The following is a 21800-nucleotide window of genomic DNA, read 5'->3' on the forward strand; positions in this document are numbered from 1 at the left end:
TGCGGGAGGTAGTCAGACGCGGATATCCTCCAGGTAGGTGGCGATCCGGCCCACCGCTTCCTCGATGTCGCGGACGTTTGGCAGGGTGACCAGCCGGAAGTGGTCCGGCGCGACCCAGTTGAACGCGCGGCCGTGGGAGACGAGGATCTTCTGCTGCTTGAGGAGTTCCAGCGCGAACTGCTCGTCGTCGCGGATGCGGTAGGCCTCGGGGTCGAGCTTCGGGAACAGGTATAGGGCGCCGCGGGCCGGCTGGCAGCTGACGCCGGGGATCTCGTTGAGCAGCCGGTGCGCCGTGTCCGTCTGCTCCTTCAGGCGTCCGCCGGGCAGGATCAGGTCGTCGATCGACTGGTAGCCGCCGAGTGCGGTCTGGATGGCGTGCTGCGCCGGGACGTTCGCGCAGAGCCGCATGTTCGTGAGCAGGTTGATGCCCTCGATGTAGTCGCTGGCCAGGTGCTTGGGCCCGGAGATGGCCATCCACCCGGCGCGGAATCCGCAGACGCGGTACGCCTTGGACAGGCCGGAGAACGTCAGGATCAGGACGTCGTCCGCGAGGGAGGCGGTGTTGAGGTGAACGGCGTCGCCGTACAGGATCTTTTCGTAGATCTCGTCGGAGAACACCACCAGGTTGTGTTTGCGTGCCAGCTCCAGCATCCCGTCGAGGATGTGACTGGGGTAGACGGCCCCGGTGGGGTTGTTCGGGTTGATGATGACCATGCCCTTGGTGCGCGGGGTGATCTTGGCCGCGATGTCCTCCAAGTCCGGCAGCCACCCCTCCTCCTCCACGTTGAGGTAGTGCACGGGGGTTCCGCCGGCCAGCGAGACCGACGCGGTCCAGAGCGGGTAGTCGGGCGCGGGGATCAGGATCTCGTCGCCGTTGTTCAACAGGGCGTTGAGGCTGAGCGTGATCAGTTCGGACACGCCGTTGCCGAGGTAGATGTCGTCCACGCCGATGGTCTGGATACCGCGCGTCTGGTAGTACTGCGAGACGGCCGTCCGGGCGGAGAAAATCCCGCGGGAGTCGCTGTAGCCCTGGGCGGTGGGGAGGTTCCGGATGATGTCCACCAGGATGGCGTCCGGCGCCTCGAAACCGAACGGCGCCGGGTTACCGATGTTCAGCTTCAGGATGCGGTGCCCCTCGGCCTCCATGCGCTGGGCGTGCTCAAGCAGTGGTCCACGGATGTCATAGAGGACGTTGTGGAGCTTGGACGACTGCTTGAATTCTGGCATTTGCCAAGCTTCTCACAGCGTCGCGACGGGGCACGGAATTGTGAGCAAAACAACGCGGGGCGCCGCCGCCGCGCCCGAAGGCATTCGACGGCGGCGCCCCCGCCGGGTGCCGCGCAGCCGGGCCGCGCCCGGCCGGCCCGCGCGACGGGCCCGCCTTGCTACTCGGTGAAGCCCTTTTCCTGCAGCCATTCGGCGGCGGCCTCGGCCGGCTCCAGCTTGGCGTCGCCGGAGACGGAGCGGTTGAGGTCGATCAGGTCCTCCGTGGTCAGCTCCGCGGAGACGCGGTTCAGCTGCTCGGCCGCGGCCTCGTCGACCACCTCGGTGTTCACCAGCGGCAGCACCTGCTGGGCGATGAAGTTGTCCTTCGGGTCCTCCAGCACCACCAGCGAGTTGTCCGCGATGGACGGGCTGGTGGTGAACACGTCCGCGACCTGCACCTGGTCGCTGATGAGCGCCTTGATGGTCAGCGGGCCCCCGCCGTCGGCGATCGGCTCGAACGACTTCGGCGTGCAGCCGTACTTCTCTTCCAGCCCGGGCAGTCCGTAGGCGCGGGTCTTGAACTCCGGGGGCGCGCCGAAGACCAGCTCGTCGCAGACCTCCGCCAGGTCCTCGATGCTCGTGAGCGAGTACTCGGTGGCCGTGGCGGACGTGACGACCAGCGAGTCCTTGTCCTCGGCCGAGGACGCCTCGAGCACGCCGAGCCCCTCCGGGAGCGCCTCGTCCAGCGCGGTGCGGATGTCCCCCGCGGAGACGGCGGTGGCCTCGGCGTCGAAGAACAGCAGCAGGTTGCCGGAGTAGTCCGGGACGACGTCCGCGGAGCCGTCCTTGACGGCCTCGACGTACGCCTCGCGGGCGCCGATGCCGGGCGTCGTCGTGGCCTCGATGTCCGCGGCGTTGAGCGCCCCGGCGTAGAGCTCGGCGATGATCTGGCTCTCGGGGAAGTCAGCGGACCCGATCACCAACGGCCGGTCGACGCCGGACGCGGTGGCCTGCGGCTCGTCGTCGGCCAGCGGGTCGCCGCCGCCGCAGGACGCGAGGGCCAGCGTGGCCGCCAGCCCGGCGGCGACGGACAGGGCCAGTCGCGTGCGGGAGCGGGGGGTGGGACTGGGGGTCTTGCGGTTCATGGTTTTCCTCCGGAATGGGTGGCAAGGCCCGGCGAGACGGCGAACTTCTGAACCACCGCCAGCACCGCATCAACAACAATAGCCAAGACGGCGATGACTAGGGCGCCGCCGAGAACCTGACCGTAGTCCCTCACGGCGATGCCGTCCATAAGAAAGCGGCCCAGTCCCCCGAGGTTGATGACCGCGACGACGGCGACGGTCGCCACGATCTGCAGCACCGCCAGGCGCAGCGCGCCCATCAGCACGGGCAGGGCGTTGGGCACCTCGACGCCGAAAAGCACCTGTGTCTCGGTCATCCCCACGGCGCGCGCGCCGTCCACCACCTGCCGGGGCACCGCGCCGATTCCCGCGGCCGTTCCCGCTAGGAGCGGCGGCACCGCCAGCAGCACCAGCGCCCAGATCGGCGGCATCACCCCGAGCGTCCCGGAGAGCAGGATGAACAGCGTGACCATGCCGAGGGTCGGCAGCGCGCGCAGCATGCCGGCGGCGGCGACGACGACGACCCGTCCCCTGCCCGTGTGCCCCACGTAGAAGCCGATCGGCACGGCGATCGCCAGGGAGATCGCCAGCGTGAGGCCCGTGTAGGCCAGGTGCTCGACGGTCCGGTCCCAGATGCCGCCCGGCCCGGACAGCGTCCCCGGGCGGGAGAGCCACTCGGCGAACTGGTCCACGGGTCCGGCCGCGAGCCGCGCGGCCGTCACGGTGCGTCCCCGATGTGGGCCGGAACAACGACGGCGGCGACCGCCACGGGCACCGACGGCCGCGTCCACGGCGTCGTCAGGCGCTGCAGGCCGACCAGCGCGAGGTCCATGGCCAGCGCGAGGAGGAGCGTCGCGACGATGCCGACCATGATCTCGAAGGGGAAGTCGCGGCGCAGCCCGTCCATGAACAGCGTTCCGAGGTTCTCGATCCCGATCAGCGCGCCGACGCTGACCAGGGAGATGTTGCTGACGGAGACCACGCGCAGCGCGGGGAACATCACCGGCAGGGACAGCGGGAGGTCCACGGCGAAGAAGCGCCGCAGCGGCCGGTATCCCATGGCGTCCGCGGCGCGCAGGATGGCCGGGTCCACGGACTCCAGCGCGTCGGCCGCGCTGCGCACCAGCAGCGCCACCGCGTACATGGTCAGCGCGACGATCACGTTGGCCGGGTCCAGGATCTGCGTGCCCAGCACGGCGGGCAGCGCGACGAACAGCGCCAGCGACGGGATCGTGTAGAGCAGGGCGCTGAGCTGGATCACCGTCCCGCGCACCGCACGACGCCGGCGCGTTCCGTTGGCGCGCACGGCCCGGGCCAGCGGAATCGAGATCAGCGTGGCGAGCAACAGCGGCAGGATGGACTGGACCAGGTGCGAACCGGCGAGTTCGAACACCCGGTCCAGGTTGCGGCTAAGCCATTCCACGGGAACCCGGTTCCGCCGTGGCCCGGTCCGCCGTGATCGCGGCCGCCCCGTCCCGCGCCGGCTGCCGGGAATCGCCCCGTTCGATCGCCGCGACGACGTCGGACGCGCGGGCCACCCCGGCGTCCCGGCCGTCCGCGTCGGTCGCGACCGCGATCCGCCCGGGCGAGGCGAGCGCGGCGTCCAGCGCCGACCGCAGCGAACCCGCCGCCGGAAACCGCAGCGCGCCGGCGAGCGCGCCGGCGTCGTACTTGTCCAGCGGGCGCAGCTCGACGCCGGCCGCGTCGAGGAAGGACAGGGCGCGGAACCCGCGGTCCCGCCCGACGAAGCGGGCGACGAAGTCGTTCGCCGGGGCCGTGAGGAGCTCCGGCGGCGGCGCGAACTGGTGGAGCACTCCCCCGGTGCCGAACACCGCCACCCGGTCCCCGAGCAGGACGGCCTCGTCGATGTCGTGCGTGACGAAGACAATGGTCTTGGAGAGCTCGGACTGGAGCCGCAGCAGCTCGTTCTGCAGCTCGCCGCGCACCACGGGATCCACGGCGCTGAACGGCTCGTCCATCAGCAGGATCGGCGGGTCGGCGGCGAGCGCGCGGGCCACCCCGACCCGCTGCTGCTGCCCGCCGGAGAGCTGTCCCGGGTACCGCGACGCCAGCCCGGGATCCAGCCCGACGCGCTCCAGCAGCTCCCCCGCCGCCGCCCGGGCGGCCGACTTGGACGCCCCGTTGAGCCGCGGCACGGTCCCCACGTTGTCCGCCACGGTGCGGTGCGGCATCAGCCCGCCCTGCTGCATGACGTAGCCCATGGAGCGCCGCAGCTCGTGGGGAGGAACGCCGGAGACGTCGCGCCCGTCCACCTCGATCCGTCCGGACGTCGGGTCCACCATGCGGTTGATCATCCGCAGCGACGTGGTCTTGCCGCAACCGGACGGGCCGACGAAAACGGTGACCTTCCCGGCGGGGACGTCGAGGTTCAGCCCGCTGACGGCGGGCGCACCGCCGTCGTACCGCTTTTCGATCTCGCGGAACCGGATCATACGGCGCCCTCCTGCTGTTTGGCGTGGAAGAGTCCCAGCGCGTGGTCCACGCGGGTGGTGCGTTCTAGCCGGGCCACATCGGCGAGGTCGAACCAGGCGGCCTCGGTGGTGGTGCCGTCCGATTCGTTGGCGAGGACGCCGCCGACGATCTCCGCGCCGTAGACGACGGCGACGGTCTGCAGCGGACGCGCCGCCCCATGCAGCCGCAGTTCCGGGGGGACGTGCCCGGAGTCGACCCCGAGCAGGCCGCTCAGCCGGACGTCGTAGCCGGTCTCCTCCGCGACCTCGCGCACGGCGGCGTCCTCGATCGCCTCGCCGAGTTCCATTCCCCCGCCCGGCAGGGTCCAGCGCGGGAGGAAGTCCGGGGCGCTCGCGCGCATGTCCCAGAGGGCCAGCAGGATCCTGCCCTCCCGAACCACCACGCAGTATGCGGCCAGCCGCGTGTCGAATCCGCGGTGCCGGGCCGGCTCGGGGCTGCTCATTGAACCAGCCTACTGTCAGGCCCCGCCGACGGGGAGCGGCGCGGCGCGGACTGTGGTGGAATGTTCCCATGCCCGCCGCACCGCAGAACCCGGCCCCCGCAGCGCTCGACGACGTCGACCGGCGCATCATCGCGGAGCTGCTGGCCGACGCGCGGATCAGCAACGCGGCGCTGGCCGAGCGCGTGGGCATCGCGCCGTCGACCGCCCTGCTGCGCACGCGGCAGCTGGTGGAGCGCGGCGTCATCCTCGGCTACCACGCCGAGCTTTCGCTACCCGCCGTGGGGCGCGGCGTCCAGGCCCTGATCGCCGTGAAGCTGCGCGTCCACGACCGCGTGGAGATCGACCGGTTCACCGGACGGGTCCCCGGCCTGCCCGAGGTGCTCTCGATGTTCCACGTCTCGGGCGGGACGGACTACCTGCTCCACGTGGCGGTCGCTTCCACGGACGCGCTGCGCGACTGGGTGCTGGACAACCTCGCGACGGACCCGGCCGTGGGACACACGGAAACGACGCTGGTGTTCAACCACGTCAAGGGGCAGACGGGACCGCTCCGGCCCTGATCCGCGGGGCCAGCGTGGCGGCCGCGACCGCCAGGCAGGCGGCCGCGCAGCACGCGGCGAAGGCGTTGACCGCCATCGGCAACCCGAAGGCGGCGGCGGCCAGTCCCAGTCCGAGCACCGGCACGGCGCTGCCCAGGTACGTGACCACATAGACCGTGCTGACCACCTGCGCGTGCTGGGCGGGTGCGACGGCCGCGGTCACGTCGTTGAACGCGGAACGGAACGCGGAGCCCTGCGCCAGCCCGGCCAGGATGCTGGCGGCGACCAGGAGTTCCAGGCTGCGCACGTGCCCCGCGACGGCAACCAGCACGACCCCGGCCGCCATCACGGTGAGCGCGCCGGGCAGCAGCCGGCGGCGGGCCCGGCCGAACAGCTGGCTCAGCGCCGAGGCCCCGAGGGTCAGGGCCGCGAGGGCGCCGGTCAGCACGCGGGATTCGATGGCGAACACCTGCGTGAAATACGTCGGCGCGAGGGACAGCCCGAAGCCGAACAGGGCGAAGCTGAGGAAGCCGACGGCGGCCGCCGTCCGGAACTGCGGCAGCGCCTCCCCGCCGAGCCGGAGCCGGCGCGGCCGCAGCGCGCGGGGCGCCCGGCGTCCCGGTGCGGGGGCGAGCGCGGGACGGGCGCGCAGGACCCACAGCGGGACCAGCACCGCGGCGAGCAGGGCGCCGTGCACGAGGAACGGGGTGGACGTCGGTGCCGGAAGCCCGCTGAGCAGTCCGCCGGCGACCGGCCCCGCGGCGACTCCCCCGGCGGAGGCCAGCAGGGTGAAGCGGCTGGCCCACTCCGGGTGCAGCGGCAGGAGCTCGCGCAGCGCCGCGCTGCTGGCGCCGGTGGCGAGCGCGATCGCGGCGCCATGGAGCGCGCGTCCGGCCACGAGCACGGGCAGCGACGGCGCGAAGGCGAAGACCAGTCCCCCCGCGAGGCCCACACAGACGGCCACGACCAGCGCGGCGCGGCGGCCGATGTGGTCCGACCAGTGCCCGTAGAGGACCAGCCCGGCGATCAGGGCCAGGACGTAGGCGGAAAAGGCGATCGTGACGGCGAACGGTCCCAGGGAGAGGCGCTCCTGGAGCAACGGGTAGAGCGGCGTGGCCAGGTTCGCCCCGACCAGCAGGAGCGTCATGACGGTTCCGGTCAGGATCAGGCGGGTGCGCACCGAGGCGTCCCAGCCGTTCCTGGCGGCGACGTCCCCGGCTGCGCGCATGCGCAATTCGTTGATAACAGTCATGATGCAACCAGTGTGGGACCGCAACGCGCATGGTGATGCCCTTCATGGTGCAGAATTGATCACCATTATCAACATTCACCTCCCATGTGACCGGACGGGACACAAAATGGCCAACCTCGACGACCTGGAGATCCGCCTGCTTCTGGCTCTCTTGGAGAACCCCCGCGCGCAGATCGGCGAGCTGGCGGAGTCGCTGGGCGTGGCACGCAACACCGTGCAGTCCCGGCTGCGGCGGCTGGACCGCGCGGGGCTGGTCCGCAACGGCGGACGCGACGTCGACCTGCAGGCCCTGGGCTTCGACGTGCTGGCGTTCATCACCATCGAGGTCTCGCACCGGGAGCTCGACGGCGTCATCGCGTCCCTGCGCCGGCACGAACAGGTGCTCGAGGTCCACGAGATCTCCGGCCGCGGCGACATCTGGTGCCGGGTCGCCGCGCGCGACACGCACAACCTGCAGGCCGTTCTGCGGGCGATCCTGCGCATGCGCGGGGTCATCCGCACCGAAACCTCCCTGGCGTTGAGCGAACACATTCCCTACCGGGCGCAACCCCTGCTCGGCAAGCTAGTTGACGGAGGCAGGCATTAGGCTGGAACCAGTCACGCCGCACCCGGCGACCCATAAGGAGGCGCCTCGATTGTCAGCCCTGGCCGAGCGTTTGCGCGGCATACTGACGGAACCACAGCCCAACCCCCTCGCATCCCCCACCGACGCCCAGGGATGGCTGGAGCTCGCCTACGAGCGTGCCTACGGCGAGGACCACGACGGCGCCGTCCGCGCCGCCGAGGCCGGTCTGGCGCTCTGCGGCGGCGGACCCTCCGCGGGCGGGGACTCCGGGGCGGTGGTGGCCGGTGACCCGACGGCCGGGGATCTAACGGCCGGGGACGTTTCGGATCCGGAGACCACACTCTCCCTGTGGGGAGTCGCCGCCTCCGTCCGCCACCTCTCCGGCGAGGAGGACGCGGCCGCGGAGGCCGCCGCCGCCCGCGTCTCACTGCTGCGCGCGCTCGGGCGCCCCCACCAGGCGGACCTCGAGGAGCACCTCGGCCCGCTCCTCTTCCGCGAGCCGCGCCCCGAGGAGGCACCGGTGCTCGAGGCAGCCCTCGCCACCCACGCCGCCTCCGGCGCACCGGAGTCCGTCCTCGCGGACGTGCGGTTGCCGCTGGCGGTCTGCCGCTACGAGGCCGGCGAGGAGTCGGCCATGGACGACCTGGAGGCCTGTGCGGCCGCATACCGCGAGGGCGGCCGCAGCGAAAGCGAAGCGGGCGCCCTGCTCTACCTCGCGCACGGCTACGCCAAGGCCGGCCGCCCCCAGGACGCGCTCCTGAAGGCGGACCGGTTGCTGGAGCTACCGGTCAACAAGGCGATGCGCGCGGCGGTGTGGATGGTCAAGGCCGCCGCCAACGCCGACCTCGACCAACCGCTGGAGGCGGAGGGCTGCGCCGTGCGCGCGCTGGAGCTCTACGCCGGCGCGGGGGTGCGCCGCGGCGCCGTCTCGGCCGCCGCGTTGGTCGCCAACCTGTCGTCGCTGTCCATGGACCAGGATTCCGCCGTGACCGCGTGGCGCATCGCCGTCGAACAGGCGGAGCGCGGGGAGTTCGGCGAGACCTGGGCGGTTCGCCTGGCGCTCGGCAACCAGCTCTTGGAGGCCGAGGAATTCCTGCTGGCCGAAGAGGTGCTGGAGCACCTGGCCGCCTCCCTCGAACAGGTCGGCGACCATTCCGACCAGGCGCGGACGCTGATGTCGCTCGGCCACTGCCTCCGCCACCAGGAACGCCTGGACGAGGCGCTCGCGGCGTGGGAGCGGGCGGCGCGGCTCTTCGAGGAGCAGGACCTCCCCGGCGACGCGGCGCGCGCGCTGCTCGCGGCCGGGACCCTGGTCTCCGGCGGCGAGGACCCCGGCTTGCCGCTGCCCTACTTCGAGCGTTCCGTCTCGCTCTCCCGGCGGTCCGGCCAGACGGATCCGGGCGTCCTGCCGCAGTCCCTCCACGCGCTCGGACACGCCATGTGCGAGGCCGGCGACGCCGCGGGCCTGACCGTGCTGGACGAGGCGATCCGCCTCGCAGACGAACACGACGCCGAATGGCACTCCGCGGACTTCCGCGACACCCGCGCACGCAGCCTGTGGGCCCTCGGCCACGGTCCGGAGGCCGTGGCCGGCGCGCTCGAGGCGGCGGATCTCTTCCGCGCGGCCAAGGACGACGACGCCGGCGGCAACGCCGAACTGTTCGCGGCCCACGTTCTTGCGGAGACCGACCGCGGCGACGAAGCGGTGCCGCTCTACAGGTTGATCGCCTCGGAGCACCGGGACAGCGTCGCCCACTTCTACGCGGCGCAGCGTGGTCTCGCGGATGTCCTGGCGGCGCAAGGGCTGCCGGCCCAGGCCGAAGAAGCCAGGCATCTCGCTGAGGAGGCCCTCCAGAACGCCGACGGAGCGGACGACCCGGGCGCGCCGTCGTCGGATGACGAACCGGAGGCTCCGCCGTCGGACGGGGAACCGGAGACTCCGCCGCCGGATCGTGGGCCCGGCGCTCCCGGGCCACACGGGGACTAGCGTGGATCCGGTGGCGGGCATGGGCGCGGTCTTCTCATTCCCGTCTCATGTGGTTCGCGGATAATGGATCCCATGCTTCCCCGGACCATCCGGCCGCTCCTCGTGGCGGCCGTAGCCGCCTCGCTGCTCACCATCGGCGCGATGCTCGGCGTCGCCCTGGGCGCGCCGCAGCCGGTGGATCTGGGCCCCGGACTGACGTCCACGACTCCCGCCGGAAGCGGTGCGCCCGGCCCCACCGCGCCGTCGTCGTCCGCGTCCCCGTCCTCCACACCGTCTTCCGCGCCGACGTCGTCCGCCACGCCGTCGTCGACCAGGCCGTCCGCGGCGCCGTCGTCGTCCGCGTCCCCGCGTCCGAGCCGCTCGGCGACCCGTTCGCCGCAGCCCGTGGCGCCCGCCCCGCCCGTCGAATACGACGACCACGGCGGGGACCGCCCCGACGACGAATCGGACGACGACGATGACGACGACCGGGACGACCGGGACGACCGGGACGACGGCTGATGGAGGACGGGCGCCGGCTCGACTGGCTCCGCGGCCACGGCTCCGTCGGTGCGCGCATCCTCACCTCGATGGTGCTGCTGGCGCTGCTCACGCTGCTGGTCGCCGGGACGACGTCATACGGCGTGCAGCGCGGTCAGGTGGCCGACCGGATCGACGACTCGCTCACCCGTTCGGTTCGGGAATTCCGCGTCCTGGCCGAGGGCGGCGTGGATCTGGAGACCGGACGGCCGTTCTCATCGGCGGAGTCGCTCGTCTACGTGGCCATGCAGCGCACGCTGCCCTCCACGAACGAGGGCCTCATGGCCCTGGAGCCGGGCGGGGTGCGGTGGCAGGCGCCCGAGTCGGTCGAGCTGCGCCTGGAGCAGGACGGCGATCTGGTCAGGGCCCTCGTCGCCGAGGGCCCTCCGGAGCGAGTGGTGCTGCGCAACTTCGAGACCGGCTCGACCACCTACCGGTTGGTGGTGGTCCCGGTCCAACTCGCGTCGGACCAGCAGCCCATGCTGTTCGTGCTCGCCTACGACTCCACCGCGGCCCTGAAGGAACTCAACCAGACGTACGCCGTCTTCTTCGCCGCCGGGTTGGGGTCACTCCTCCTGGCGGCCCTGCTCGGCGGGGTGCTGGTTTCCCGGTTGCTGCGGCCACTGCGCGACCTGAGGCGGACCGCGGACAAGATCACCGAACACGATCTCGACGAGCGGCTGGCGGTCGCCGGCACCGACGATCTCGCCGACCTGTCGCGCACGTTCAACAACATGCTGGACCGGCTCCAGCTCGCGCTGCGCTCGCAGCGCCAGCTGCTGGACGACGTCGGGCACGAATTGCGCACCCCCATCACGATCATCCAGGGCCACCTCGAGCTGCAGGACAACACGGACCTCGACGACGTGACCCAGACGCGCGCCGTTGCCCTCGACGAGCTCGACCGCATGACGCTGCTCGTGGACGACCTCGTCACGCTGGCCAAGTCCGACAGGGCCGACTTCGTGGCGCCCGTGGCGGTGGAGCTGGACCACCTCCTCGACGACGTGCTGGACAAGGCACGCGCGCTGGGGGACCGCCACTGGATCATCGAACGGCGCGCGCACGGCTCGTTGGAGCTGGATCCGCGGCGCATCACCCAGGCCATGCTCCAGTTGTGCCAGAACGCGGTGAAGTTTTCCGCGCCGGGATCCACGGTGGCGCTCGGTTCCACGCTGTTGGACGACCACCTGCGCCTCTGGGTGCGCGACGAGGGCGTGGGCATCCGGCCGGAGGACCGCGAAGAGATCTTCAGCCGGTTCGCCCGGGGCAGCAACGGCAGCCGCGCGGAGGGATCCGGGCTCGGGCTGACAATCGTGCGTGCCATCGCCGCCGGCCACCGGGGAGACGTGCGCGTGCAGTCCACACCGGACGTTGGATCGACCTTCTACTTGGACCTACCGTTGCGGGGCTTCGTGCCCCCGCCGGAAGAAAGGGGAACGCATGAGCCAGATCCTGATTATTGAGGACGAAGAACGCATCAGCGCGTTCGTCTCCAAGGGGCTGCGCTCCGCGGGCTTCCTGCCAACGGTGACGGCCAGCGGAACCGCCGGCCTCCATCTGGCCCAAACCGGCGACTTCGAACTGGTCGTCCTCGACCTCGGCCTGCCGGACATGGACGGATTCGAGGTCCTGCGGTCGCTGCGCCAAGGAAAGAACGACGTGCCGGTCATCATCCTCACCGCGCGGTCCGGAATCGAGCACACCGTCGAGGGCCTGGAAAACGGGGCGGACGACTACATGGCCAAGCCCTTCCGCTTCGAGGAACTGCTGGCGCGTGTCCGGCTGCGGCTGCGCCCGGAGGCGAACGGCGCGCACCAGGAGGTCATCGAACACAACGGCCTCTCCCTGGACCTCCGCTCACGCCGGGCCACCGTGGGTGGACACGGAATCGACCTCTCCGCCCGCGAATTCGCGCTGGCCGAGGCGTTCCTGCGCAACCCCGGCCAGGTGCTCAGCCGGGAGCAATTGCTCTCGCGCGTCTGGGGCTACGACTTCGATCCGTCATCGAATGTCGTGGACGTCTACGTGCGCTACCTGCGCAACAAGCTGGGTGCCCACCGCTTCGAGACCGTCCGCGGCATGGGCTACAGGCTGTCGCGCGACGGGTAGACGGCCGGAACGCTGGGCTGTTCGCGTGCGCTGGCCTCCGCGAGCGCACCGCGCACGACGACGGCGACTATGCCGACAGAGACTGGCAAGGCATCAAAACACAGAACGATGGCGTTGCCGTGGGGGGCCGGCAACGCCATCGCTTGGGGGTACCGTCAGGAGGCTAGTCGGCAGATGCCGCACTCACCGGGCTGACGGGGGACGCCGGCGAAACCGGCGAGGCGGGAGACGCCGGCGACATCGGGGTCGGCGGCGTGGCGGGGGTTGCCGCCGACACGGGCGACGGGGCGGAAGCGGGTGTCGGCGGGGTGGGGGGCGTCGGCGGCGTGGCCGCCGTGTTGGGGGAACCCGACGTATCGGCCGAACCCGAGGTATTCGCAGAGCCCGACGTGTTCGCCGAACCGGAGGTGTTGGCCGAACCCGAGGTGTCCGTGGAAGCGGCGGAGAGGCCGCGCTGCGTGAAGTTGTCGTCGTTGATGGCGGATGGGCTGACGCTGGCAACGGCCGGCTCCGGCGCTACGGCCGTGCGGGCGCCCTGGGTTGCCGCCGTCGAGTGGATGCCGGTTCCGCGATCGGACGAGTCGTCGAAGACGTGGTTGTCTGCGACAGCCGCTCCGGCGCCGACGGCAACGACGCCGAGGGACCCGGTGATGGTCCAGAATCTGTGATTCATCATTGTCGTTGCTCCTCATGCGGGGACCGTGTGACCGGGTCCGGTGTTTGCCTTCCACCCCAGTGTGCGCACGCCTGATGAGAGGCAGAGGAGAAACACATGAGAAAACCCTCATCTACGGGTTCGACTCAGTTTGCCCGGTCTGCGAGCTCCTCGGCCGCGACCAGCCGCGCCAGCGCCTGGCGGTTCCAGCCGGAGGCGCCGGCAGTCCGTGCCCCGGCGACCAGCGACACCGCCACGGCGGCGGACCGGGCCCAGAGGGCTCCCGGGTCCACGTGGGCGGCGAACGCCCCACCAAAGTGGTCGAGGGCCTCCGTTATCCGCGTGTAGCGAATGTCCACCGCAGGCAGGACACCGAGGTGTCCCAGCAGACATGCCAGGTCGTCGACGCGGTGTCCGGGGCCCACCCCGTCCACATCCAGGAGCGCCGAAATCCGGTTGCCTTCCATGAGGAGGTTGGCCTCGTAGAAATCGCCGTGCGTGGGCACAACGGGCCCGCGGTCCGTTGAGCCCAGCAACCGAGCGAGGTGCCGTTCCAGACGTCCGATGCGCTCCCCGTGCTCGGGTAGCGCCACGGCCGCCGCCGATGCGTAGCGACCCAGCCGGTCCGACCACGCGGGTCTGCGGGGGAAGCCCAATGCCTCTTCCGGGAGCCGGTCCAGGAGCTCCAACAGGTCGCCCGGGGCCAGGGAGGTGGCGCCGTCCTGCAGAATCAGTTTCGACATTGGGTCCCCCGTGACCTCGGCGAGGGCAACGACGTCGTCCACTGGCTCGCCAACGGGGCGCGGCACCGGCAGTCCGGCGTCGTGCAGCACGCGGTGGCGCCGGTGCAGGCCCTCGGCCAGCCCGGCGCGCATGACCTTCAGGTACAGGCGGCGGGTGTGGACGACGGGTGCGGCCGTGGCGAATTCGGCGCGGACCACCGCCCGGCGCAGCGGGCGGTAGGTGACGGTCTCGAGCCGGCGCAGCGTATCGTCCCGGCCCCAGATCCGCCACACCTCCTGCTCCACGGTGGCGGACCTCAGTCCGGGCAGTTTCGGGTCGTGGGGATGCCGCCACATGGAGACCACCAAGGGTCCGGTCACCGGCTTGCCGCTCGAACTGGGCGCGGCGTCCGCCGGGATCTCGACGCGGACCGTGCCCTCCGTCGCGGGCATGGTTTCGGTGGTCATGCCGATGAAGCCCGCGGCGGCGGGTAGTTCGTAGAGGGCGCTGACCCCGGCGCCCGGACGGTGCTGGAGCTGGAGTTGCCGGGGCGGCCGGGCCACTTCGGTGCCGGTGGCCGCCTCGATCAGTTCGGCGGCGTGGGCTTCGAGAAAGCCCACGTGGAGCTCCTCGGGCCATCCGGACGTCGCGGACACGTCGCGGAACTAGGCGCGGCGGCGCTGCAGGACGGCGTCGAGGTTGATGCGGCCAGTGTCCAACGGGACGCTTTCCGCGACGCTTCCGCGGGCCGCGCCGGTGCGCTCCCCCGGTCCGGTGACGACGCCGTCCGGCGCGGCGTCCCGGGCCTCCGCGGCGGCGAGCACCCGCGTGTCCTGAAGGATGCTCGTGACGCCCGTGGCCTTCTTCTCCTCGGGCTGCGGCAACGCTGCCGGCGCCGGGCGCTCGGCCTTGGCCGCGTCGACGTAGGTGGGCTTCGGGACCTCCACGGGATCCCAGGTCGGCGGTTTCACGGACCGGGGGCCTGCGTCCGCCGCCACGCGGCGCGCCGCCGCCCGCAGTTCGTGGACCGTCAGCGAAGCGGGCTCGACCTGCTGCGCGGGCTGCGCGTCGAAGAGCTTCGTTTCGCGGCGGGGCGCGTTGGATTCGGTGCGTGGGGCCTGCATGGCTTCCGCGAAGGCGGCCTCCATGCGGGCCAGGGCCCGGCGACGACGGCCGGCCACCGCGAGCACGCGCAGGCCCGCGAAACTCGCGACGAGCACCAAGGCAGCAAGGAGGGGCACCATCGCGGAGACGACGCCGAAGGGCGCCAGCGCTCCCCCGACGACCAGTACGACGGCGGCAAGCGCACCCGCGGCGGCGACGGCGGCGGGGCCAGTGCGGATCCGCAGCGGAGTGCGCGGCGCGGCGGCCTGGGGTGCTCGTGTTGCCATCGTTTTCCTCCGTGGACTGTCGTTGCGGACTGGGCGGGCACTGCGGGGCGCGTCCTTGCCCCGACGCAAAAGACCCGGGACGACGAACGCGAGCATCACTCCAACCATGGCCACCAGGACCGCAGAGCTCTCGACTTGGACGTCCACAGGTTCGACGCTACTGGCACGCGACACGCAGGACCGGCATTGGGCGCGGTGTGTCCGCTGATCTGCGGCGATTCGTTCCCCGGCGCGCCGCGGCGGATCGTTTCAGCGCGTCTCGAGCCAGCGCTTCATCAGTCCCCCGGGGACCTCCTCGGACGTGAGCGCGAACGTCCTGTGGTCGGCCCAGCGGCCGTCAATATGCAGGTAGTTCCGCCGGATGCCCTCGTCGCGGAACCCGAGCTTCTCCACCACCCGAAGACTGGCGGAGTTCTCCGGACGGATGTTGATCTCCAGGCGGTGCAACCCGAGGGTGCCGAAGCAGTGGTCGCCGGCGAGGGCCACGGCCGTGGGAACGAGCCCCTGCCCGGCGCGGGCCTGGTCCACCCAGTATCCCAGCGACGCCGTCATCGCCGAGCCCCACATGATGCCGGCAACCGTCAACTGCCCGGCCATGACAGGTTCGCGGACGGGCGGTTCCCTGACGGCGATCACCCAGGGCAACGACTGCGCCGAGCGCGCCTGGCGGTTCAGCGAGGAGACCATCTCGCGGAACGTCGGCATCCGGCCGCCGGGGTTGGGCTGGGTCGCTTCCCACGCGCGGAGCCACTCGGCGTTGTCCCGGCGCAGATCGGTCCATGCGCGTCGGTCGCGGTGGCGCAGCGGACGCAACAACAGGTCACCGCTTTGCAGGGTGACCGGCCAAAACCGCGCGCCGTAGTCCATGGGGGAAGCTTATCCGTGTCCATCTCCCTAGGATGGCTTGGTGGACACACTGAACAAGGAGACGGCCCGCGAACGGTACCGGGCACTTCGCCGCGCGTTGACGCCCGAGGCGCGCCAGGCCCAAGCGGATGCGATGCAGGCACACCTGCTCCCGTGGCTGGATGCCAAGGCGCCCCGCCGCACGCTCACGTGTGTGCTGTCCTACGGGGCGGAGCCACCCACGGGAAGGCTCATGGACGCCCTCCACGCTCAGGGATACCGCATCCTCGTGCCCATCTGCGAACCCGGCAGGCGGCTGAGCTGGACCGACTGGCACCCGGGCATAGCCACCAGCCGCAGCGCCGTGGCGCCTATCGCCGAACCCATGGGGGACCGGCACGGGAGCGACGTGATGGCCGGCGTCGACGTCGTGCTGGTGCCCGCCCAGGCAATCGACACCACGGGCGCGCGGCTCGGCCAGGGCGGCGGCTACTACGACCGTTTCATTGCGTCATTGGACGAATTCACCCCGCGTCCGCTGCTGCTCTCGATGGTCTACGAACACGAGTTCCTGCCCGCGGACTCCTTCGTCTACAACGCCCTGGACCGCAGGGTGGACGCCGTGCTGACCCCCTCCGGCATCACGTGGTTCGGGGACGACGCCGCTCGGTGATGTAGAATTGGCAGTCTGGGGATTCGACTGCCAGCCCGCGGGCGGCGGCGGTTCCGGCCACGGACCATCCCCGACCCCGCCACACCGGAAGGAAACCCATGCCGACCTACGCCTACGCCTGCAAGGACTGCACCCACGCGTTCGAGATCGTCCAGTCCTTCACCGACGATTCCCTCTCGTCCTGCCCCGAGTGCGCCGGGACCCTGCGCAAGAAGTTCAACAGCGTGGGCGTCGTGTTCAAGGGATCGGGTTTCTACCGCACGGATTCACGCAGCGGATCCACCGCGACGGCACCCGCGGCATCCGGAACCGGCGACACCAAGGGCGCGTCCGAGGCCTCCAAGCCGGCACCCGCCGTGCCCGCCGCCGCCACTTCCGGCGCCTCGGTCTAGCGCTTCCCCCGCGCGGGCACCCGCCCCGCACAGCACCAGTCTTCGCCCCGTGGGGGCCGGGCCGTCCACAGTCTTCGGATCGCGGGCGGCCCTTTGCGTTGGTCCGTGGCCTACTGGATCCATGAGGATCCCCTTCGCGTTACAGAGCCCGGCAGCACGTTCCGCCCCGGGCCGGAACGGAACCGGCTACCGTCGCTCCTGGCGCGAACTGCTGGCTCTCTACCGGCGTCCGATGGCTGCCTGCCTCGCCGCGCTGTCGGTCGCGGCGGCGCTTTCCGCGCTGGCTCCCGCGCATTCGCCCGTCGTCGACGTGGTGGTCGCGAGCCGCGACCTGCCCGCCGGTTCCGTGCTGGGATCGGACGCCCTGGAGCTGCGTGAGCTGGCGTCCGGAGCCGTGCCGCCGGACGCCGGCACCAGCATCGCGGAGGTGTCCGGGAGCCAATTGGCCGTGCCGCTGGCCGCCGGATCGCCGGTCCCGGCGGCGTCGTTGGTGGGACCGGGGCTGCTGACGGGGACCGCGCCAGGGACCGTGGCGGTCCCGATCCGCCCGGCGGATCCGGACACCGTGGGGCTACTGCGTCCGGGCCAGCTCGTCGATGTGGTCCTCAGTGAGGGAAACGGGTACGAACAACCCGTCGAGTCGCGGGTGATCGCCCGCTCCGTCCCCGTGCTGTGGGTCCCCACCGGGGACGACTCCGGAGCCTGGCCCGGATCCGGCGCGTCGCGGGGCATGGTCGTCGTCGCCGCACCCCAGGAGGACTCCGCCGAGCTCGCCGGCGCGGCCAGCCGCGGCCGGATCTTCCTCCTGATGGTGGGGTCGCCGTGAACCGGTGCCGGGAGCTAGTTCCAGTGCGGCGGCCGCTGTTCGCGCAGCCAGCTGTCCCGGTCCTCCACGCTGTCGCCCCAGGAACGGGGGTCGTCCTCAGCTGCCAACCGCGGTATCACGCTGTCGCCGGAACGGCGTCCCCTCGTCGGGGCGTCGTCGGTCGGATCCTGGTCGGCCGCCTGGGAAGGCCGGCTTTCGTCGTCGGACACGTGGTTCTCCCCCGCCTCGGTGTGGTGGTCCGCCGGCTCCAAGCCGACTTGATCCGCCAGCGTGTCGGCGATCGACGCCGGGTCGCTGAAGACGTCTATCGTCCACAACGGCACGTAACGCCATCCCATGGATTCGAGCAGCTGCGGCCGCAAACGGCTGCGGGCCCGCACCGTCATCCGGCGGTAGTCCTCGGTTCCGTCGGAAATCACCGCGAGCGGCGGCTCCCCCTTGCCGTCGGCATCCGGCGACTGAACGGCGAGGTCCAACACGCCCCGGTAGCGCGGCTTGACGATGCCCCCGCGCTCGGCCAGGCGGGACATGAGGTCCGCCACCAGCGGATCCTCGAGCTCTCCCCCCTCGTTCCGAACGCCCGAATGCCCGGACAGGACCCTGCCCACGAGTTCCACGAAGCGCTTCGCGCCGCCGTTGAGGCGGGTTTCGTCCAGGTCCTCCGGCCGCACGGAAGTGACCAGGTGGAGCAGGTCGCGGGACCGGGTGACGCCGGTGACGAAGAACTCGTCTCCCCGCTCCCCGGACAGCGCGCCGAAGTCGTGTACCGCCTTGCCGTGCGGGGTGCGTCCGAACCCGAGGGCGAAGATGACCGCATCGCGGACCAGTCCGTGGGCGCGCTCCACGGACGAGACCTGGAAGCGCTCGGTGGACCGCTTGAAGAAGTCGGCCGCCCAAGGGTAGTTGGGCAGCTGCAGCGCGATCGCCTCGGCGATCCGCGCGGCGTGCCGCTGGTTGGCGGCGATCACGGCCAGCGAACGGTTCGGCCGGCGGCGGATGTGCCCGAAGACGAGGTCCACGACGCGGTTGACCTCGGCGACGGTCGTCTCCACCGCTTCGCCCGACGGGCCGGGCATGCCCATGCCGTCCTCGACGTAGTCGACGGACAGCGACGGAGTGCCGCCGGCCATGGCGCGTGCCGCGGGAAGCCGACGCAGGTTCCCGTCGTAGTACGCCTGCCCGAGCGCCTCGGTGAGGCCCTCGTCGACCCCGCGGTAGACGGTGTCGAGCCGGCGCACGGGCAACACCGTGGACAGGGCGCCGAAGGTGCTCACGGGCTCGGCGGGCTCGCGGTTGGACGCGGTCGGATCGACGGAGACGTGGAAGCTCCGCGGCGAACCGAGCATGGCGTCGCCGAACGCGACCACCTGCCTGGAGCGGCTGATGGATCCGATCGCCCCGCGCAGCGACAGCGAATCGGAGTCGAGCAGGATGACGGCGTCGAATTCGACGTCGGACGGCACCGCCGCGGGGATCAGCAGCGGCGAGCCGATCCAGATGGGCACCAGCGAATTGACGAGCGGGACGCCGAGGCGGGAGAGCGCCTCCATGGTCGGTTCCCCGTCCTTGAGGATGGTCCGCAGCTCGCGGGACGCCGCGCGGTGGTCCGCGAGAGCCGCCTTCCAGCGCTGGGTCATCAGCCACCGCAAACGGCCGGCGCCGGAGCCGATGTGGGTGTTGTCGGCCAGCCGGTACTCCGCCTCGAGCCGGCGCAGCTTGGCGCCGTCGGCCATCGCGAGGTATTCGTCACCGCTGATCATCGCCTCCAGTGCGGACTGCCACCACGCCAGGTCCAATTCGGCCGCGACGTCCTCGGCCGCGACCTCGCGCTCGGCCAGGTCGGCCAGCAGGTCCGCGAGTCCCTGCTCCCGCAGCTGCTCCTGGAGAAGCGTGCGCTCGGGAAGGACCTCGAGCGCGCCGCGGTCCTCGACGAGCCGGGCCAGCCGTCCCACGAGCGTGTCGACGGGCAGACGCTGCAGCGCGTCCTTGTGGTCCGTGCGGGCGAGCGCGTCCACGAGCTTGCCAAGCCTGGCGTCCGCGTCGCGGTAGGCGGCGTTCAGCTCGAGCAGGCCCGTGGGAACCAGCGGATGGCGCTGGCTGGTGGCGTAGCGGGTCCACATGCCGCGCTGGCGCTGGACGTCCACGAGCGATTCGTGGAGGTCCGCGATGTGGACGCCGGGCCGGACGTACTCCTTGGCGACGCGACGGAGCCTGGAACGCGTCATCGAACTCATCTCGATGCCCCGCTCGCGGCGCCACGACGACGGCGCGGTGGCGCTGATGAGGTCCTCGACCGACCGGTCGAAGATGTCGGCCTCGAACTTGTCGAGGCTACCGCGGACGGCGACCAGGAGCTCGAGCTGCTCTCCCCATTCGACGAACGTGGTGCCGAGCTTGATTTCCGAGTGGGCCGCGACCTTGAGCATGTTCTCGCGCAGCCGGGGAAGGTCGGACGCGAGGCTGGTCGCGAGTTCGAGGGCCTGGGCCGTCTCCTTGCGGTTGCGCAGCCGCGCCCCGTACCAGGGGCTATCGGTGACGGCCCGGCTGAAGCTGCCGACCTCGGCCGCGCGGCGCAGCTTGGCCGCCGTCTCGTGCCGGCTGGTGATGCTGTCCAAGACGCTGCGCTTGAGCCGGACCGTTGTGGCCGGGGCCGGCTCGAGCGAGGTGAGCCGCGCGAGCTCCTGCATGGCCTGGTAGGGCGAGCATCCCCACCGGCTGCGCACGTTGTGCAGCGAACGGACGTGGTCCAGCAGCGCGTGGCGGTGGCTGGTCAGCGTCTTGTGCAGCTTTTCGAGCTGCGGCTGGGTGGCCCGCTCGTTGCGCAGGATGGCGCGGGTGATCTGCACGCGCAGCTCCTCGGGGCCGGTCTCCGGCGACATGCGCAGGGCCAGGCTGCCCAGCTCCAGCTCCTCGAGGCGCTCGGCGAATCCCAGCGCCGTGGCCTGGCGCTCGGCCACGACGAGGATGCGCTTGCCCTGCCCGGCGAGGATGGCGGCCGCGTTGATGGCGGTCTGCGTCTGTCCGGTTCCGGGAGGGCTGGACACCACGACGGACTCCCCTGCCTCCACGAGGTCGAGGGCCTCCTGCTGGCTGGCGTCGGCATCCAGCACCAGGATCTCGTCGGCCGGGTCGCGCTCGTCGCTGCTGAGCACCGTGACCTGGGGCTCGGGAACGACGACGTCCTCCCCCGCGTCGGCGGCCAGCAGACGGGCGATCACGGGGTGTTCCGGGTCGAGCCGCGCGGGATCCGCGGGGTCCGCCAGGTCGGCGAACGTGGAGACGAGCAACCGGTGTTCGATCACGGTTCCGGGAATGTCCGCCACCTGCTCGCGCAGCGTGTCCATGGCCTGGCGCGGGTCGAACCGGGCGGTCATGTACGCGGCGCCGCTCAGCGCCGCGGCGTCGATCTCCAGCCCGTGGGTCTCGGAGAAGTAGCGGACCAGCGCCGGGTTGACCTGTGCGCGCCCCAAGAGCTGGACCTCGTGGTCGTCTTGGCCCTCGCGGAGGGTCAGAGCCACGCGCCCCAGCATGATCGGCGCGCTGAACTGTTCGCTGCGGCCGTCCTGCGTGGCCCGCCAGGTGGCGATTCCCGAGGCGAGGTAGCCGACGTCGATGCCGCGGTCCTCGGAGAGTTCCTGGATCTTGGCGCGCAGGGCACGGGCGGTGCGGCGCCCCGAAGTGTAGGTGTCCGCGTCCCGCAGCAGCATGGACAGGCGCGTGCGGCGGCCGGCCAGGAACTGCGCGAGACCGGAGGGGTGCGCGTGGGTGAGGTCGATGCTGTTGGACCCCGACCCGGCGAACCGCAGCAGGGTATCCGTCCCGGCACCGGGGCCCAGCTTCTCCAGCCAGCCGGCCAACGCCGCCCCGCTCTCCTGAGTCCCTACCACCGGAACACCCGCCTTCCTTGCTGTTGCGCCGCCGTCGTGCGGTCCGTTCGGCGCCGTCGCGCCGTGCCGCTGTCCGTCGGCGCAGGGCCGTGACACTCCCGCGCGCGGTCGGGCACGCGGGGCTCCCTCTAAACTACTGGACTCGCCCGCGCCGTTCGTTGACCGAAA

At 71.5% G+C, this 21800-nt stretch carries 21 protein-coding genes; 9 read left to right on the top strand and 12 right to left on the bottom strand.

Going from position 1 to position 21800, the window contains the following annotated elements; genetic code table 11:
* Positions 1-12: 12 nt before the first annotated feature.
* The 6 genes from AC0QSG_RS06840 to AC0QSG_RS06865 all read right to left on the bottom strand — a co-directional run bounded on the left by AC0QSG_RS06840 (position 13) and on the right by AC0QSG_RS06865 (position 5265).
* Positions 13-1227, bottom strand: a complete 1215-nt coding sequence (locus AC0QSG_RS06840) for a pyridoxal phosphate-dependent aminotransferase (protein WP_475377065.1) — start codon at positions 1225-1227, stop codon at positions 13-15.
* 158 nt (positions 1228-1385) lie between these two features.
* Positions 1386-2351: an ABC transporter substrate-binding protein gene (locus AC0QSG_RS06845; protein WP_475377066.1), complete on the bottom strand. Its 966-nt coding sequence runs from the start codon at positions 2349-2351 to the stop codon at positions 1386-1388.
* Positions 2348-3022: an ABC transporter permease gene (locus tag AC0QSG_RS06850; RefSeq protein WP_475377287.1), complete on the bottom strand. Its 675-nt coding sequence runs from the start codon at positions 3020-3022 to the stop codon at positions 2348-2350. Before AC0QSG_RS06850 ends, AC0QSG_RS06845 begins: the two co-directional genes overlap by 4 nt.
* Positions 3023-3048: 26 nt before the next feature.
* Positions 3049-3753 carry an ABC transporter permease gene (locus AC0QSG_RS06855; RefSeq protein WP_475377067.1) on the bottom strand — a complete coding sequence of 235 codons (705 nt, stop codon included), beginning with the start codon at positions 3751-3753 and terminating at the stop codon, positions 3049-3051.
* Positions 3740-4783: an ABC transporter ATP-binding protein gene (locus AC0QSG_RS06860; RefSeq protein ID WP_435726368.1), complete on the bottom strand. Its 1044-nt coding sequence runs from the start codon at positions 4781-4783 to the stop codon at positions 3740-3742. Before AC0QSG_RS06860 ends, AC0QSG_RS06855 begins: the two co-directional genes overlap by 14 nt.
* Positions 4780-5265, bottom strand: a complete 486-nt coding sequence (locus AC0QSG_RS06865) for an NUDIX hydrolase (RefSeq protein WP_475377068.1) — start codon at positions 5263-5265, stop codon at positions 4780-4782. Before AC0QSG_RS06865 ends, AC0QSG_RS06860 begins: the two co-directional genes overlap by 4 nt.
* Positions 5266-5333: 68 nt before the next feature.
* Between AC0QSG_RS06865 and AC0QSG_RS06870 the strand changes: the two genes are divergently transcribed.
* The gene (locus AC0QSG_RS06870) at positions 5334-5825 is read left to right on the top strand and encodes an Lrp/AsnC family transcriptional regulator (protein ID WP_435726364.1); all 492 of its coding nucleotides are present in this window, start codon (positions 5334-5336) and stop codon (positions 5823-5825) included.
* On the opposite strand, the gene AC0QSG_RS06875 is transcribed toward AC0QSG_RS06870, so the two are convergent.
* Entirely contained in the window at positions 5794-7056 is a 1263-nt protein-coding gene (locus tag AC0QSG_RS06875; protein ID WP_475377069.1) for an MFS transporter, read from the bottom strand. The two genes, AC0QSG_RS06870 and AC0QSG_RS06875, sit on opposite strands and share 32 nt — an antisense overlap.
* Before the next feature lie 106 nt (positions 7057-7162).
* Between AC0QSG_RS06875 and AC0QSG_RS06880 the strand changes: the two genes are divergently transcribed.
* The 5 genes from AC0QSG_RS06880 (at position 7163) to AC0QSG_RS06900 (ending at position 12239) form a co-directional block, all read left to right on the top strand.
* Positions 7163-7642, top strand: a complete 480-nt coding sequence (locus AC0QSG_RS06880; protein ID WP_435726361.1) for an Lrp/AsnC family transcriptional regulator — start codon at positions 7163-7165, stop codon at positions 7640-7642.
* A gap of 49 nt (positions 7643-7691) precedes the next feature.
* Positions 7692-9608 carry a tetratricopeptide repeat protein gene (locus AC0QSG_RS06885; RefSeq protein ID WP_475377070.1) on the top strand — a complete coding sequence of 639 codons (1917 nt, stop codon included), beginning with the start codon at positions 7692-7694 and terminating at the stop codon, positions 9606-9608.
* 72 nt (positions 9609-9680) lie between these two features.
* Positions 9681-10109: a hypothetical protein gene (locus AC0QSG_RS06890; protein WP_475377071.1), complete on the top strand. Its 429-nt coding sequence runs from the start codon at positions 9681-9683 to the stop codon at positions 10107-10109.
* Positions 10109-11593: a sensor histidine kinase gene (locus tag AC0QSG_RS06895; protein WP_475377072.1), complete on the top strand. Its 1485-nt coding sequence runs from the start codon at positions 10109-10111 to the stop codon at positions 11591-11593. The genes AC0QSG_RS06890 and AC0QSG_RS06895 overlap by 1 nt, the downstream gene beginning before the upstream one ends.
* The gene (locus tag AC0QSG_RS06900) at positions 11571-12239 is read left to right on the top strand and encodes a response regulator transcription factor (protein ID WP_475377073.1); all 669 of its coding nucleotides are present in this window, start codon (positions 11571-11573) and stop codon (positions 12237-12239) included. The genes AC0QSG_RS06895 and AC0QSG_RS06900 overlap by 23 nt, the downstream gene beginning before the upstream one ends.
* 163 nt (positions 12240-12402) lie before the next feature.
* Here AC0QSG_RS06900 and AC0QSG_RS06905 read toward each other — a convergent pair whose 3' ends face one another.
* The 4 genes from AC0QSG_RS06905 to AC0QSG_RS06920 form a co-directional block, all read right to left on the bottom strand.
* On the bottom strand, positions 12403-12915 hold the full coding sequence (locus AC0QSG_RS06905) for a hypothetical protein (RefSeq protein WP_475377074.1): 513 nt from the start codon (positions 12913-12915) through the stop codon (positions 12403-12405).
* Positions 12916-13040: 125 nt separating this feature from the next.
* Positions 13041-14237, bottom strand: coding sequence for an aminoglycoside phosphotransferase family protein (locus tag AC0QSG_RS06910; protein ID WP_435726350.1), 1197 nt, complete (start codon positions 14235-14237; stop codon positions 13041-13043).
* Between the two features lie 45 nt (positions 14238-14282).
* On the bottom strand, positions 14283-15008 hold the full coding sequence (locus tag AC0QSG_RS06915) for a hypothetical protein (RefSeq protein ID WP_475377075.1): 726 nt from the start codon (positions 15006-15008) through the stop codon (positions 14283-14285).
* 249 nt (positions 15009-15257) lie between these two features.
* Positions 15258-15875, bottom strand: coding sequence for a GNAT family N-acetyltransferase (locus AC0QSG_RS06920; protein WP_475377076.1), 618 nt, complete (start codon positions 15873-15875; stop codon positions 15258-15260).
* 40 nt (positions 15876-15915) lie between these two features.
* Here AC0QSG_RS06920 and AC0QSG_RS06925 point away from each other — a divergent pair, with 40 nt between their 5' ends.
* The 3 genes from AC0QSG_RS06925 to cpaB all read left to right on the top strand — a co-directional run bounded on the left by AC0QSG_RS06925 (position 15916) and on the right by cpaB (position 17745).
* Entirely contained in the window at positions 15916-16527 is a 612-nt protein-coding gene (locus AC0QSG_RS06925; RefSeq protein WP_475377077.1) for a 5-formyltetrahydrofolate cyclo-ligase, read from the top strand.
* A 98-nt stretch (positions 16528-16625) separates the two neighbouring features.
* Positions 16626-16919, top strand: coding sequence for an FmdB family zinc ribbon protein (locus tag AC0QSG_RS06930; RefSeq protein ID WP_475377078.1), 294 nt, complete (start codon positions 16626-16628; stop codon positions 16917-16919).
* A 121-nt stretch (positions 16920-17040) separates the two neighbouring features.
* Positions 17041-17745 (top strand): Flp pilus assembly protein CpaB, encoded by a 705-nt coding sequence (cpaB, locus tag AC0QSG_RS06935; RefSeq protein ID WP_475377079.1) that lies wholly within the window; start codon positions 17041-17043, stop codon positions 17743-17745.
* A 14-nt stretch (positions 17746-17759) separates the two neighbouring features.
* On the opposite strand, the gene AC0QSG_RS06940 is transcribed toward cpaB, so the two are convergent.
* Positions 17760-21632, bottom strand: a complete 3873-nt coding sequence (locus tag AC0QSG_RS06940) for a DNA helicase (protein ID WP_475377080.1) — start codon at positions 21630-21632, stop codon at positions 17760-17762.
* Positions 21633-21800 lie beyond the last annotated feature (168 nt).

The sequence above is a fragment of the Arthrobacter sp. LT660 genome, assembly GCF_056172845.1.

Bases quoted from the DNA above. Each gene is read 5' to 3' on its own strand.
- AC0QSG_RS06870 (WP_435726364.1), top strand. From the start codon at position 5,334: ATGCCCGCCGCACCGCAGAACCCGGCCCCCGCAGCGCTCGACGACGTC.
- AC0QSG_RS06875 (WP_475377069.1), bottom strand. From the start codon at position 7,056: ATGACTGTTATCAACGAATTGCGCATGCGCGCAGCCGGGGACGTCGCC.
- AC0QSG_RS06845 (WP_475377066.1), bottom strand. From the start codon at position 2,351: ATGAACCGCAAGACCCCCAGTCCCACCCCCCGCTCCCGCACGCGACTG.
- AC0QSG_RS06890 (WP_475377071.1), top strand. From the start codon at position 9,681: ATGCTTCCCCGGACCATCCGGCCGCTCCTCGTGGCGGCCGTAGCCGCC.
- AC0QSG_RS06905 (WP_475377074.1), bottom strand. From the start codon at position 12,915: ATGATGAATCACAGATTCTGGACCATCACCGGGTCCCTCGGCGTCGTT.
- AC0QSG_RS06915 (WP_475377075.1), bottom strand. From the start codon at position 15,008: ATGGCAACACGAGCACCCCAGGCCGCCGCGCCGCGCACTCCGCTGCGG.
- cpaB (WP_475377079.1), top strand. From the start codon at position 17,041: ATGAGGATCCCCTTCGCGTTACAGAGCCCGGCAGCACGTTCCGCCCCG.
- AC0QSG_RS06920 (WP_475377076.1), bottom strand. From the start codon at position 15,875: ATGGACTACGGCGCGCGGTTTTGGCCGGTCACCCTGCAAAGCGGTGAC.
- AC0QSG_RS06930 (WP_475377078.1), top strand. From the start codon at position 16,626: ATGCCGACCTACGCCTACGCCTGCAAGGACTGCACCCACGCGTTCGAG.
- AC0QSG_RS06895 (WP_475377072.1), top strand. From the start codon at position 10,109: ATGGAGGACGGGCGCCGGCTCGACTGGCTCCGCGGCCACGGCTCCGTC.
- AC0QSG_RS06840 (WP_475377065.1), bottom strand. From the start codon at position 1,227: ATGCCAGAATTCAAGCAGTCGTCCAAGCTCCACAACGTCCTCTATGAC.
- AC0QSG_RS06900 (WP_475377073.1), top strand. From the start codon at position 11,571: ATGAGCCAGATCCTGATTATTGAGGACGAAGAACGCATCAGCGCGTTC.
- AC0QSG_RS06860 (WP_435726368.1), bottom strand. From the start codon at position 4,783: ATGATCCGGTTCCGCGAGATCGAAAAGCGGTACGACGGCGGTGCGCCC.
- AC0QSG_RS06880 (WP_435726361.1), top strand. From the start codon at position 7,163: ATGGCCAACCTCGACGACCTGGAGATCCGCCTGCTTCTGGCTCTCTTG.
- AC0QSG_RS06865 (WP_475377068.1), bottom strand. From the start codon at position 5,265: ATGAGCAGCCCCGAGCCGGCCCGGCACCGCGGATTCGACACGCGGCTG.